At 46.0% G+C, this 12,773-nt stretch carries 21 protein-coding genes and 1 other RNA gene; 21 read left to right on the top strand and 1 reads right to left on the bottom strand.

The genetic code is table 11. The features are described 5' to 3' along the window. Positions 1 to 209: 209 nt before the first annotated feature. A complete protein-coding gene (locus BT797_RS03805; RefSeq protein WP_244534128.1) occupies positions 210 to 755 on the bottom strand; it encodes a S24 family peptidase in 546 nt (181 codons plus the stop codon). 315 nt (positions 756 to 1,070) lie between these two features. Between BT797_RS03805 and BT797_RS03800 the strand changes: the two genes are divergently transcribed. From BT797_RS03800 to BT797_RS03705, 21 genes are all read left to right on the top strand, one after another. Beyond that, positions 1,071 to 1,295: a helix-turn-helix domain-containing protein gene (locus tag BT797_RS03800; protein WP_045111285.1), complete on the top strand. Its 225-nt coding sequence runs from the start codon at positions 1,071 to 1,073 to the stop codon at positions 1,293 to 1,295. Between the two features lie 9 nt (positions 1,296 to 1,304). Next, positions 1,305 to 3,302: a transposase domain-containing protein gene (locus tag BT797_RS03795; protein WP_045111284.1), complete on the top strand. Its 1,998-nt coding sequence runs from the start codon at positions 1,305 to 1,307 to the stop codon at positions 3,300 to 3,302. Between the two features lie 45 nt (positions 3,303 to 3,347). Next, the gene (locus tag BT797_RS03790; protein WP_244534127.1) at positions 3,348 to 4,316 is read left to right on the top strand and encodes an AAA family ATPase; all 969 of its coding nucleotides are present in this window, start codon (positions 3,348 to 3,350) and stop codon (positions 4,314 to 4,316) included. Further along, positions 4,316 to 4,642 carry a hypothetical protein gene (locus tag BT797_RS03785; protein WP_045111283.1) on the top strand — a complete coding sequence of 109 codons (327 nt, stop codon included), beginning with the start codon at positions 4,316 to 4,318 and terminating at the stop codon, positions 4,640 to 4,642. The genes BT797_RS03790 and BT797_RS03785 overlap by 1 nt, the downstream gene beginning before the upstream one ends. Continuing rightward, positions 4,639 to 5,271, top strand: a complete 633-nt coding sequence (locus BT797_RS03780; RefSeq protein ID WP_045111282.1) for a DUF3164 family protein — start codon at positions 4,639 to 4,641, stop codon at positions 5,269 to 5,271. Before BT797_RS03785 ends, BT797_RS03780 begins: the two co-directional genes overlap by 4 nt. Before the next feature lie 8 nt (positions 5,272 to 5,279). Continuing rightward, positions 5,280 to 5,480 carry a hypothetical protein gene (locus BT797_RS03775; RefSeq protein WP_075471113.1) on the top strand — a complete coding sequence of 67 codons (201 nt, stop codon included), beginning with the start codon at positions 5,280 to 5,282 and terminating at the stop codon, positions 5,478 to 5,480. 31 nt (positions 5,481 to 5,511) lie between these two features. Further along, the gene (locus BT797_RS03770) at positions 5,512 to 5,805 is read left to right on the top strand and encodes a hypothetical protein (protein ID WP_075471112.1); all 294 of its coding nucleotides are present in this window, start codon (positions 5,512 to 5,514) and stop codon (positions 5,803 to 5,805) included. A gap of 3 nt (positions 5,806 to 5,808) precedes the next feature. Next, positions 5,809 to 5,879, top strand: an RNA gene (locus BT797_RS03765) — hammerhead ribozyme type II. Positions 5,880 to 5,898: 19 nt separating this feature from the next. Beyond that, positions 5,899 to 6,063 (top strand): hypothetical protein, encoded by a 165-nt coding sequence (locus BT797_RS23755; RefSeq protein WP_170860710.1) that lies wholly within the window; start codon positions 5,899 to 5,901, stop codon positions 6,061 to 6,063. 271 nt (positions 6,064 to 6,334) lie between these two features. Continuing rightward, the gene (locus tag BT797_RS03760) at positions 6,335 to 6,739 is read left to right on the top strand and encodes a hypothetical protein (protein WP_075471111.1); all 405 of its coding nucleotides are present in this window, start codon (positions 6,335 to 6,337) and stop codon (positions 6,737 to 6,739) included. After that, positions 6,736 to 6,975 carry a hypothetical protein gene (locus tag BT797_RS03755; RefSeq protein ID WP_045111278.1) on the top strand — a complete coding sequence of 80 codons (240 nt, stop codon included), beginning with the start codon at positions 6,736 to 6,738 and terminating at the stop codon, positions 6,973 to 6,975. Before BT797_RS03760 ends, BT797_RS03755 begins: the two co-directional genes overlap by 4 nt. A 9-nt stretch (positions 6,976 to 6,984) precedes the next feature. Then, positions 6,985 to 7,458, top strand: a complete 474-nt coding sequence (locus BT797_RS03750) for a hypothetical protein (RefSeq protein ID WP_075471110.1) — start codon at positions 6,985 to 6,987, stop codon at positions 7,456 to 7,458. Continuing rightward, positions 7,437 to 8,000: a gp16 family protein gene (locus BT797_RS03745; RefSeq protein WP_075471109.1), complete on the top strand. Its 564-nt coding sequence runs from the start codon at positions 7,437 to 7,439 to the stop codon at positions 7,998 to 8,000. Before BT797_RS03750 ends, BT797_RS03745 begins: the two co-directional genes overlap by 22 nt. A gap of 194 nt (positions 8,001 to 8,194) precedes the next feature. Next, complete coding sequence (locus BT797_RS03740; protein ID WP_045111276.1) at positions 8,195 to 8,608, top strand: Mor transcription activator family protein; 414 nt, start codon at positions 8,195 to 8,197, stop codon at positions 8,606 to 8,608. 157 nt (positions 8,609 to 8,765) lie between these two features. Continuing rightward, positions 8,766 to 9,194 (top strand): DUF5675 family protein, encoded by a 429-nt coding sequence (locus BT797_RS03735; protein ID WP_045111275.1) that lies wholly within the window; start codon positions 8,766 to 8,768, stop codon positions 9,192 to 9,194. A gap of 16 nt (positions 9,195 to 9,210) precedes the next feature. After that, positions 9,211 to 9,792, top strand: coding sequence for a hypothetical protein (locus tag BT797_RS03730; protein WP_045111274.1), 582 nt, complete (start codon positions 9,211 to 9,213; stop codon positions 9,790 to 9,792). Position 9,793: 1 nt separating this feature from the next. Further along, on the top strand, positions 9,794 to 10,012 hold the full coding sequence (locus BT797_RS03725) for a TraR/DksA C4-type zinc finger protein (RefSeq protein WP_075471108.1): 219 nt from the start codon (positions 9,794 to 9,796) through the stop codon (positions 10,010 to 10,012). A gap of 2 nt (positions 10,013 to 10,014) precedes the next feature. Beyond that, entirely contained in the window at positions 10,015 to 10,314 is a 300-nt protein-coding gene (locus tag BT797_RS03720; protein WP_045111272.1) for a DUF2730 family protein, read from the top strand. Continuing rightward, the gene (locus BT797_RS03715) at positions 10,314 to 10,604 is read left to right on the top strand and encodes a VpaChn25_0724 family phage protein (RefSeq protein WP_045111271.1); all 291 of its coding nucleotides are present in this window, start codon (positions 10,314 to 10,316) and stop codon (positions 10,602 to 10,604) included. Before BT797_RS03720 ends, BT797_RS03715 begins: the two co-directional genes overlap by 1 nt. A 16-nt stretch (positions 10,605 to 10,620) precedes the next feature. Further along, positions 10,621 to 11,196: a DUF3486 family protein gene (locus BT797_RS03710; RefSeq protein ID WP_045111270.1), complete on the top strand. Its 576-nt coding sequence runs from the start codon at positions 10,621 to 10,623 to the stop codon at positions 11,194 to 11,196. Continuing rightward, positions 11,196 to 12,770 (top strand): terminase large subunit domain-containing protein, encoded by a 1,575-nt coding sequence (locus BT797_RS03705; RefSeq protein WP_075471107.1) that lies wholly within the window; start codon positions 11,196 to 11,198, stop codon positions 12,768 to 12,770. Before BT797_RS03710 ends, BT797_RS03705 begins: the two co-directional genes overlap by 1 nt. Positions 12,771 to 12,773: the final 3 nt, after the last annotated feature.

Genomic DNA, 12,773 nt, shown 5'->3' with positions numbered 1-12,773 from the left:
TGTATAGAACCACTAAGAATGATAAAGATGGGATTAGGTAGGAACACGTAGGATCTATTGGGACAAAACCAGTTGATAAAAGGGATTAGAGGGATTTTGAGACCGAATTTACATCGAAAAGTAAAATGAGAAAAAAGCGACCAACTTTGCGTTTAAGCCGCTTAAAATAAGAAACACTAAGTTGGGAGTAACTAGTGTTTAAATTCTGTTTAATTACCGACATCTTTAGCAATGTGAACAACCTGCCCAATAACTTCAAACTGATGCTGTTCGTGCTTAGGGATATCTAGCGGCGAGTATATCTGATTGTCACTAATTAAGCGCCATGAGCCCAACATGCTTTGATATCTCTTCACAAACAGCTCCTCATCATTTCTAAATACATATATACAGCCATCTCTAGGGCTTGTTCTTCCTGTATGGATAACCAACGAGTCATTATTGCTAATTAGCGGTTCCATACTATCGCCTTTAGTGCTTACTACAACTAGCTCCCCCTCTTTAAACCCACGTGCTTTTAACCATTTGTGCCTGAAAGCTAAATGTCTAAATGGTTTCTCATCACAATCACAAACAGTGCCATGGCCTGCGGATACTTGGACGTTATAGTCAGGTATTAATGCAAACGCGTCATCCTCATCAATGTTTACACTGGTATTGGTCACTTCTTTACCAGTAATTAGCCACTCCATGCTCTTACCAGCAGCTTCAGCAAGCCTTGGTAGCTTATCCACTACAGGATAAGATCCATTCAAATACTTCCTTATAACACTCTCGGATATATCGCACCTCTTCGAAAAAGAGCGCACTGACTCATCACCTATGGCTAGCTTTAGCCTGTCCTTAAACTGATCTATTTGTGTTTCATATAAAGAGCGCACCGATCTTTCCTTTTTAAAAGCCTATGAATGCTGATAGGCGTGGGTTTAAGTCAATAAATGACATAGAACGCAAAAGAATGGAAAAGATCGCAATAGTATTGACAAGCGATCTTTTATTACTGATAATGCGTTACACAGTTAGTTAAGCGAAGCGTTTAACACGCACATGCAACACATAAGGGTAACACGATGAGTAGTAATGATCGAGATTGGCATACAGCAGACATTAAGTGTGCATTAGAAAAGAAAGGCACAAACTTTACCAAGCTTGCAGAAATGAATGGTATTGCAGGCGCGACATTAAGAAATGCTTTGCGATTTAAGTATCCCAAGGCTGAAAAGATAATCGCGGGAGCCATTGGTGTAGCGCCTTCTGAAATCTGGCCATCAAGATACATACAAAAGAGCGCGTAAGGATTAATTATGACTTATTGGGTTACAGCTCCAGAGTGTGTTGATCTAGGCGATATGCCAAGTCATCCACGCAACGTAAGGTCTCGTCTTGAATCCTTATGTTGCACAGAAACAAAACGCAAGCGCGAAGGTTCCAAGGCATTCGAATACCACATCAGTATTTTGCCTATTCAGGCGCAAGCCGAACTTTATAAGCGCATGGGTAAAATAGAGATCCAAGGGAAACTCTACAATATCCCGCAAGCGCAAGGTAACGAAAACCTCACCTACAGCCGTGAAAAGCTATGGAGTGAATGGGACGCCGCAACAGAAAAGCAGCGCACCAAAGCCACTGTGCAATGCCAGATTGTGATGGCTGTTGCCAAGTTAATTGAATCAGGTATCAGCGGGCAAGACGTATTTCATGCCATTGCAACTGAGTTCGATGCCAATAAAAGCACCGTGCAACGCCTTTACTACAAGGTGAAAAACTTTGAACAAGCCGATTGGGCCGCCGTGTTATTGCCGCGCTACCGCAATCGCCGTGAAGAAATTGAAGCCGAGTTTACCTGTGAAGCGTGGGAGTTTTTAAAAGCAGATTGGTTACGTCCCGAAGAACCATCATTAGCGACCTGTGTTTTACGCTTGCGTCAAGCGGCGGATAACTTTGGTTGGACAGTGCCATCAGACACATCCATTAACCGCAAAATTAAACGTGAGTTAAACCGCGACCAAATAACACTGGCGCGCAAAGGCACTCACGCACTCATGATGCTCTACCCAGCGCAAGAACGCTCGGTATCAGAGCTGGACGCCATGGAATGGATAAACGGCGATGGTTACCAGCACAACGTCTTTGTACGTTGGCACAATGGCGAAATTTTGCGCCCTAAAACGTGGGTATGGCAAGACATCTACAGTCGTAAAATATTGGGCTATTACTGCGATGTCAGCGAAAACAGCGACTCTATCCGCCTTGCCCTCATGAGCATGATTGATAAATACGGTATCCCACGCCATGCCACGATAGATAACACCCGCGCAGCCGCCAACAAATGGATGACGGGCGGTGTGCCAAATCGTTACCGCTTTAAAGTCAAAGAAGACGACCCGAAAGGTATCTTGCCGATGCTCGGTATCGAGGTGCATTGGAGTAGCGTGTTGTTTGGTAAAGGTCACGGACAAGCAAAACCTGTTGAGCGCGCATTCGGTAATGGCGGCTTAGGTGAGTTAGTTGATAAACACCCGTTAGTGGCTGGTGCGTACACAGGCCCAAACCCAATGGAGAAACCAGATAACTACAACTCGAAAAACGCGGTAGATATCAAGGTGTTTGAACAGGCACTCGAAGCGGGTATTAATCAGTTTAACTCACGCCCGAACCGTAATACCGAAGCGTGTCGCGGCATGTTGAGTTTTGACCAGGCATTTGAGGAAAGCTACAGCAACAGCGCGATACGTAAAGCGACTAAAGAACAATTGCGCTTACTGCTCTTGACCGCCGAAGCGGTGCGCGTCAAACGCGATGGCACCTTTATCTTGAAAGCCGGTGGCAAGATACAAAATCGTGAAAACCGTTACCACAACGAACGCTTGATAGGCATGCACCTGAGCCAGAATAAAGTCATTGTGCGCTTTGACCCGCGTGAGCTGCACGGATCTGTGCTGTGTTACACCCTCGATGGGCGTTTTATCTGTGATGCAATCTGTCTGCACGCCGAAGGGTTCGGTGATACACAAGCAGCGCGTGAACATAACCGCAATCGTAAAGAGTTTGTTAAACGCACTAAGCAAGCGCAGACAGCCGTGAAACAAATGAACATTAATGAAGTAGCGCAGCGCTTACCATTGCCCGAAGTACCGCCAGAGCCTGAAAGCAAGATTGTTGAAGTCTTCCAGCCGCGCGGTAACACACTGCAAAAAGTATTGGTTGAAGAAGAGGTAGAAAACAACACCGATGCAATGACATTAGCGTTTAGTAAAGGCGTGGAAATGGAATGGGAAGCTCGTTCGAAAACATTAATTTAACGGGCTTGCTGCAACAAGCCCAATCAAAAAAACAACGGAGTTATTATGGACACATCTAATTTAATTGCAATGCCAAGCGCTGTAAAAAATACCAACGACAGCAAGGCTATCGTCGAAAAAGTCAATCAAATGATTGAAAACAAGCGAATCTCACAGGCTTCAATCTCCAAAGAGTCGGGCATTCCTAAAACCCGTTTAAGCCAGTTCTTAAACGGCCGTTATCCAGGTGATAACGACAAGGTCAGTGGTGAGTTAGCGGCGTGGCTTAAATCACGTGAGCAAAAAGCCAAGGCGCTGCCCACTATCCCAAGCTTCGTGGAAACGACCACCGTGCGTCAAATATGGAGTGCGCTGCAATATGCTCAAATGGCCAATTGTATCTCCATCATTTATGGCAATCCGGGGGTCAGCAAAACCCAAGCCATTAAACGCTATCAAAAAGACAACCCGAATGTGTGGCTTATTACCATCAGTCCCTCTCGCGCCAGTGTGCTTGAGTGCTTATATGAAATGGCATTAGAGCTCGGTATCAATAATGCACCACGCCGTAAAGGGCCATTGAGCCGTTTAATCACGAAAAAACTCGAAGACTCACAAGGTTTAGTCATTATTGATGAAGCTGACCAGCTACAACATGAAGCGCTTGAAGAAATACGCGCTATTCAAGAGCGGGCGGAAGTTGGTTTTGCGCTGGTCGGGAACCATCAGGTTTATTCAAACCTCACTGGCGGTAAACGTGATATTGATTTTGCTCGTTTATTTTCACGTATAGCTAAAAAATTAGTCATACATAAAGTTAAAAAACGTGATATTTCAGACGTCGCCGATGCATGGGGATTACGTGGTAAAGATGAACGTGTATTGATTGAGCAAATAGCAAGTAAGCCTGGGGGGTTAAGAACGTTATTTCAAACTTTACGTTTAGCTGCAATGGTCGCCAAAGGGCAAAATCAAACAATTAATGCACAACATATTAAGTATGCATTTAATGATTTAGATGGAGTGTCACAGTAATGAATAAATCATCAGTAACAAAAGCACGCAGTCTAATTAGACATTTTAAACGCAGTGGTATTTCTGTACTCAGTGTTAAAAAAGCGCCTACTTGCATATTAATTGAAATTGATACACCGCCTGTATTACTAAAAAAGCAGGTGATTGAAATCGTAGAGGTGATTAATGGAGAGCGCCGTATTGTTTATACGGTTAAGACTAATGGTTGCATGGTTACGTGGAGAAGTAAGCGTAGCCATCTCACATGCCACAGCAATTTACTAAAAAATGCAAAAAACACATTAATCAGCAATAAAAATACACTTAATCAGGGAATTAATGCATGACCACACCGATAAATTCAGGCGCTAACAGCGCACCAGCAGGCTACAGACTAAATGCAATGGGCCATCTTGTTCCTGAGTCGCAAATCAAGGCCATTGATTTACTGCGTGATGACGTAGTGAATCAGATTGTTGCAGAGGCGCGCGTTCAACAGCAAGTATTGGCCGAGTTTAAAGCCAAATCGATGAACGCCGTTGCCGACTTTGTTGACCTGAGCGCCGAAGAGTACAGCGTCAAATACGGCGGCACCAAAGGCAACGTGACCTTGATGTCATTTGATGGCCAGTACAAGTTGCAACGCGCCGTGGGTGAGCACCGCATGTTTGATGAACGCATCCAAGCTGCCAAAGCCAAGATTGATAACTGTATCAATCGTTGGTCGGAAGGGGCAAGCGACCACATGAAAGCGTTAGTTGACCACGCCTTTCGGGTTAACAAGCAAGGCAGTATTGATGTCAACCAAGTATTGAGTCTACGTCAGCTTGATATTGACGATACCGAGTGGCGCAAAGCCATGGATGCGATTGCTGATTCAATTCAGGTGACGGGTTCTTGTGCTTATCTGCGTATTTATGAGCGCACCACGCAGGGCAGTTACAAACAAATCCCGTTAGACATCAGCAAACTGTAGGTACACGTATGGACACAGCACTCGACAGCACACGGCGTGAGTTTCTCACGCAGAAAATAGCACAGCGCACGCCCGATGAATTAATTGAACAAATCTATCTGGCTAACAGCAAATGCAGAGAGAAGCATGAAAATGCATACCAACGCGGCATAGCAGATGCCTGCCAATGGGTATTGGGCATCACACCGCCGCCCATGGTAAAGAAATAAGACATTCACTTTTTAGTTATAAGGATTTTGTATGGATATTTTAGGATTAGGTTTTGATGCAGTGCAAGCAAGTCACCAACATGGGCGCTTAGACGTTTATCACGGTTTTAACTTCCCAAGCGGTAACACAGAGAGTGTCACGATAGTGATAAATGGCTACGACACTCACAACGCAAAATTTGATGTTGAAGTGTTTGATGCATCATTTAAATACATCGTTGTTAACCCTTGCACGAAAGATAATTGGGTAAAGGCTTATCGCAAGGCCCGTACTATCAAATCAGCCATGGTCGCCAAACATGAAAAAAACTGGCTTAACGCCTAACTAAAGCGAAACACGTCTTAGTGATAAGTCGTGTCTACTCAGCGTTGTGGTTGAGTACTGATGAGCAGCAACTTTAATAGGAAATTTTGAATAATGAAAAATCCAGTATTAGAAGAAATTAAAGCGTTTGCAGTTAAGCGACTAAAAGAGACATACGGCTATTGTGGCGTTGCAGATGGTGAAGATGTTGCGATGATTAATTCCGATGATCGTAATGGTTTTGATATCAAAATAACTATCAAAGTTGAACCTGAATAAGTAAACATTTAGTTGTCCGAATAGCCGCATTAATTGCGGTTTTTTGGGTAGAAAAACTAACTTTTAGATAATGGGAAACTGAAATTATGTGTGCAGAAGTGAATATTGATTTAGAAATAACGTTTGAATGCCCTCACTGTGAAGCCGTTCAACAAACTAGCGAGCACGATTTATCAACATCTATCAGCGTTGGTTCGCATGAAGTTGAATGCACTAAGTGTACTAAGTCATTTGACCTAAATATTAACGAGTCTTACTAATGGAAAGCCAGATGGAAAAGTTACTAGATAAATTACTCAACGCATTTGATGCAAAGATCCAAGAAGAGCAAGGCTTTCGCGCCGATGCCGAAAAAGACTCAAACTGTTTTTACTACGGCGATGGTCGCGTGGATGGTGTTGATGCAAGTCGCGCCTTAGTCGAGCAGGTTTTGATGGAATACATGCAACCTAAGCCAGTCACAAAAGAAGAAAGTGAAAACGCCATTAACTGTAAAGGCCGTGTTATCCCCGCCTGGTTTATGGAGGGTGACACTAAGATGGTCTTTGATAGAACCGCATTTGCTGATGAAGACGGTTGCATGCCCTTAAATCAATTACGCAAAGATGAATGCATTCTAGCCCCTGGTGCAATCTACCGCGCTGCAACAAACGGCAAAAATGGCGGTGACAAATGAGCGAAATTATCATTACGGTTAATTCATTGCATGTGAATAATAAAGACTTTCAACTTGAAGTAAGTGCCACGGTCAATGAAAGTGATAACAGTCTGGACAATGCTGTTGCAAGTACCATCAACGGCATCATAAAACAGGCTCTTTCACAGGCGTCATCGCAAGAAGAATTAGCGGGTGTAATCAAAGCCAATATCACCTCAACGCGCGGCCAACAAACGCCAGCAAACGTACATTAAGGAGTATTTATGTCAGATATTACAAAAGCGCAATGGCAAGATATTGAACGTGAACTCACAGACTGGTTACCAGACGTTGAGTTTGCATTAGATGGGTTTATCATTAACGTTTCAAGGCAGCGTATATCAGAGCAAAAAGCAGCGCTCGTTGTTTACATTAATGGCGAGTTTAAAGGTGACTGGATGGTTAACAAGGACAACAGACCCAGTATTATCCCGCAGGTGTGGAAGACTAAAACCCGTTCTCTTTATTCACCAAGCAAAGTCAAAAAATTAGAGAAAGAGATTGGCAAACGCCGTGCTAAACAATACATTCCCAATCTGCATGGCAAATCATCACATCTTGTGCCTTACTTTTCATCGGCGGCGGTGTTAGTCAGGCAGTTTAAAAAGATTGAGGGCCTTGTGTTGACCAGAGCGATATGTTCAACCAAAGCCGCAGCAAGCAATGAGGACAGCGCATGTCTAACCGCAACCAATTAATCAAACTTATCCATGTGGCCAAACGTAAATTAGCCCTTGAAGATGATGTTTATCGGCTCATATTAACCCGTGAAACCAATAAGCAAAGTTGTAGCCACATGAGTATTGGTGAACTTGAAAGCGTACTCTTAGCCATGAAACAAGCCGGGTTTAAACCGTTATCAAACGGCCATAAAACAGCGGTTAAAAAGCGTTTAAGCCCGCAAAGTGGTCAAGCCAAACACGGACAGATTGATAAAATACGGGCAATTTGGATAACGATGTATCAACACGACATTGTCAAAGACCGCAGCGAAACGGCATTAGATGCCTACGTTCGCCGCGTGACGAGCAATCAAATCGACCATGTGGGTTGGTGTGATAGTCGCCGCGCTAGCCAAATATTGGAAAGCCTTAAACGCTGGCACCGCCGCGTGTTGCTCACGCGGCTTTCAGCCAATCAATGGTCAATTCCCATGAATAGCGCGTCCACCGCGCCCGGTCGTTATGAGGTGATTGTTGAAAAATATGAACAGCTCACCGCCGCACAGCCCACCACTTAAACCGCCATTGTGCGGTTTTTTCTTACCTGTCAACCCGCCAAAGCCTTCAAATCCACTCAGAAGTGAAGATTCCCAACCCTTGTGGGATAAGGCTTGAGCGCCTGTTTCGCCCTAAAGCATGTAATTAGCGTTTGATTAGTGCGCACGATTGTCGTGAAATAGACATCTTAACGTGTGATAAAAGGAATAAACCAATGCCTCGACATGAGCCCCAACATGATATGTTTGCCAGTGAACCGCTCGACCCCAGTGTGCTCGCGCACAGCAGTGATGTCAGCGATGAGCAGCGCCAATGGCCTGCCATGCTGTTAGAATTACACGGCGTTATTCAAGCAACCTTGGATAAACACAACATTGATACCCCGGAATTACCTTTGGCCATGGTGCTGGATATCAGCGAATACATGGGCGGCATGCAGGTATATATGCCGCGCGGCGTACGTTTGCGCCAGCAGATACGCGACATGGAAATATGGAAAGCATTTAATGGCAGCAATGTGCATCAGCTCGCGCGCCATTACAAAGTCACCGATAAAACCATTTACGAAGTGTGCCGCCGCATGCGTAAAATTGAGCAGCAGCGCAGACAACCCGATTTATTTGGCTAGCAAGCCTTAATACCCCAAGCAATCTTGCCACGCATAAGACTTATCCTATAAATCAGGGTTGCTTAAAAAAGAAAAAACCGCAGTTAATCCGGACTATCCCCCTAAAAAATCAACAATAAAGCCACTTACCCACAGTCAAAATAAAAGGTATTTGGTTATGTTGGCGAAAACCCTCACATTGCACCGCAATTGCTTTTCCCATGGCACATTTTCCATTTTGTGTGATGACAATGGCAAGGAGCTGTGCAAAGTCCTTGAACGTCCCTGGCTAAACAATCAAGCCAGTATCTCTTGTGTGCCCTTTGGCACGTATGATTTTTTACCCCATGAAAGCCCCAAGTTTGGTCAATGCTACGCCCTTGAAGCGCCAAGCCTCGGCGTTACCCGCTACGGCCCAAGCCAGCGCACGCACATCTTAATGCACAAAGCCAATAAAGTGTCGCAGCTGCAAGGTTGCTTAGCCCCCGGACTGGACTTTGGTGTCTTGGATAACCAGTGGGCCGTGCTTAACTCCAGTGGCGCGTTTACCAAGGTGATGAACTATCTCGCGGGTAAACCCGCCAAGCTCATCATCAAACCAGCCTAACCCCGGAGGTACTTAAATGGCATTAGCAACCATCGCCACCGTCGCAAGCTTAGCGATGGAATTTGGCCCCACCGTATTACGCGGCATTGGCTCACTGTTTGGCGGTAAAACCGCCGAAGTGACCAACGACGTCGCCAAAGCCGTTGAGTATGTCGAAGGCGCGCTGCCCAGTGATAAAAGCGCGCAGCAAGATAAGCTCAATAACATGCTCAGTAACTTGCCCCCGGAGGCGCTGGTTGAGTTAGAAAAAGTCAAAATTGAACTGGAAAAAGAACAAACACGGCGGCTGGAATTACAGCTGGCAGACAAACAAGCCGCGCACCACGAAACCCAAACCACCATTCGTGAAGGGGATAAAGCTGATGATGAGTACGTGCGCCGCACGCGCCCGTTTGGTTGTCGTTTGAGTTTGTATGCGGCCATCTTGTATATATTTGTGTTTGATGTGTTAAGCGCGCTCGATAAAGGCGACGGCGCAAACTGGGAACTCGCCTCTATGTTGATCGCCCCATTCATGACTTACCTTGGCGTGCGCACCGTGGATAAAGCCAAAGCATCGGGCGCGAAGTTTAACCTTAATCCTTTCAAGCGGGGTTAGTATGGATATATATGACAACGCCGCCAAAGTGGAAGAGAGCCAGCGGCAACAAGCCCTTGATAATGCCCTACGTCAGGGCAAAGAGCCTGCCCAGCAAATAACCAATGCGCAAGTGCATTGCTTGCGCTGCGACTTAGTTATTCCACCGCTGCGACTTGCCGCCAAACCAGACGCGGCTTATTGCATTCATTGTCAACAATTGCGGGAGATGCGTATTTGACCATGGACACCATCAAAATATGGTGGCCGATTGTGGCCACCGCCATGAACTTTACTTTTATGTTAGCAGGCTGGGCGCTGCACAAAACCTTTGTGAAAACAGAAGATTTCAGCAAGTTAAAGGACAGTCACACCGCATTGCTTGCCCGCGTTGAAGCCCTGCCCAGTCACGGCGAAATGTCTGAGCTACGTCTGAGCATTGAAGAGTTGCGCGGTGAAATAAAAGCGATCGCCCCCGCTCTGCGCGGCTTAGAGCACATCAGTAATTTGTTACTTGAAAACGAACTTAAGGAAAGAGCGTAATGGCACTGAAAGAATTATTACAACACGACAGACGCCTCGTTATCTTGCGCATACTCAACGAAACGCCCTCTTATTCAGCCAACGAAAGTATCTTAGACAGTTCGCTGGATGTGTATGGCCATCGCGTGAGCCGTGATGTGGTGTTGAGTGAAATGCATTGGTTAGCCGAGCAAGGTCTTATTAGCTTAAGTGATGCCGTGGACACGGCGGTCGCCATATTAACCCAACGCGGCATTGACGTGGCAACCGGGCAAGCCCTGCATCCGGGCGTTAAACGACCACGCCCTTAACTTGTAAGGTAATGCCATGAGCGATAAACCGCACACGAAAAAACGGGTGAGTAAAATAGACCGTTTGCCCGATGATATCCGCACGCAACTCAATATCTTATTGCGTGATGGGCGTATGCCACAAACGCAAATACGCGAAGCCATCAACACGTTAATTGATGAGTTTGGCTTAAGTGAAGAAGACAAACTCAGTCGCAATGGCTTATCTCGTTATGCCATTAACTTTAATCAAAGCATGACTCGTTACCGCCAGGCGCAGGAAATGACAGGGCAATGGGTGCAACAGTTCGGCGAAATGCCACAAACGGACATCGCCCGCGCCTTGATTGAAATAGGCAAAAGTCAGATCTTTGATTTTCAAATGAAGGCCATGGAATCAGACGATCCCATTGATCCAAAAACCATGGGGCATTTGGCGCTGTCAATTAAGCGCCTGCAAGAAGCGCAAGTGGGCAGTGTGAAACTTGAAAAAGAGATCCGCAAAGCCTTTGCCGAAGAAGCCGCAGCCGCCGTTGACCAAGCCGCGAAAATCTCAGGTCTGAGCAAAGAGAGCGTGCAGCAAATCAAAAATTCAATTTTAGGACTGGCCTAATGGCAGAATTTCAACGCTCCCCCTTAGCGGCGGCGATAGCGCATACCCATTACCGTTATGATGCAAATGAAGTGTTATTGCCCTATCAAAAACGCTGGATTGAAGATGACAGCGTATTAAAGATAGCGGAGAAATCACGCCGTACCGGGATCACCTGGGCCGAGGCTGCCGATGCCACATTGGCGGCCTCGGCTAGTAAAAGTGATAATGGTATTAATCACTTTTATGTTGGCTCAAATAAAGAGATGGCCAGAGAGTTTATTGAAGCGGTGGCCATGTGGGCCAAAGCCTTTGATAAAGTGGCGGGTGAGATATGCGAAGAAGTCTTTAATGATGAAGACAAAGACATTCTGACTTTTGTGGTTTACTTTGCCTCGGGCTTTAAAGTCCAAGCCTTGTCGAGTAATCCGAGTAACTTACGGGGTATGCAAGGGAACGTCACCATCGATGAAGCCGCCTTTCATGAAAAGCTGGCCGAAGTCTTAAAAGCCGCGCTGGCACTGACCATGTGGGGCGCAAAAGTGCGTTTGATATCAACCCATAACGGCAATGACAACTTGTTTAACGAGTTAATACAGCAAAGCCGCGCGGGTAAAAAACGCTATTCTATTCACACTATCACTCTCGATGATGCGTGCGCTGATGGGCTTTATAAGCGTATCTGCCAAGTTAAGGGCATGGTCTGGAGCTTAGATGCCGAGTCGCAGTGGAAAGCGAACTTATTACGTGATACAGCCACCGAAGATGATGCGCAAGAAGAGTATTTCTGCGTGCCCAAATCAGGCTCAGGGGTGTATATCCCTCGTTCATACAGAGAGCGCGCCGCCGAGCTTGAAGATAAAGTGGTGCGCTTTAATGGCAGCAGTGAGTTTAATAACCTGCCTGAGCGACTGCGTATCATGGAAATGGACGAATGGCTGGATTTAAACGTCAAACCGCTGCTCGATGAACTGCCAACCGATCTGCGCCACACGCTCGGGGAAGATTTCGCCCGCAGTGGTGACTTGACGGTCTTTGCCCCTTGCACGGTGCACACCGACACCAAGCGGGATATCCCGTTTCTGGTCGAGCTGTGGAATGTGCCCTTTAAGCAGCAGGAACAAGTGTTGTATTACATTGCCGACAGACTGCCGCGTCGTGACGGTATCAAGCTTGATGGCCGTGGTAATGGTGAATATTTAGCAGAGCAAGCCGTGTATAAATACGGCGGTGAAGTGGAAAAAGTGATGCTATCAAGCGCCTATTACCGCGAAAACATGCCGCGCTTTAAGTCAGCCTTTGAAGACCTGGAGCTGCGTATTCCCAAGAATGAAGATGTGATCAATGATTTCTCATCCATTCAAATCATTCGCGGTGTGCCCTCCATTGATGACAAGCGAACCAAAGCGAGTGACGGCTCCAAACGCCACGGTGACTCCGCTATCGCTATTTTCTTGGCGTACTTGGCCTCTAAAGAAGAGTGCTATCGCTATGAATTTCATCGCATCAAGTCGCCAGACAATCACACCGATACCCCTCAACGTCAAATGAAACTGACGCGCGGCCTTAAAGCCATGCGCGGCGGTTTATTATAAGGA

The organism is Moritella viscosa (genome assembly GCF_900120065.1).
GTDB classification, from domain to species: domain Bacteria; phylum Pseudomonadota; class Gammaproteobacteria; order Enterobacterales; family Moritellaceae; genus Moritella; species Moritella viscosa.
The sequence above is the reverse complement of the archived record's forward strand: the minus strand, read 5'-3'. Positions and strand labels throughout refer to the sequence as shown.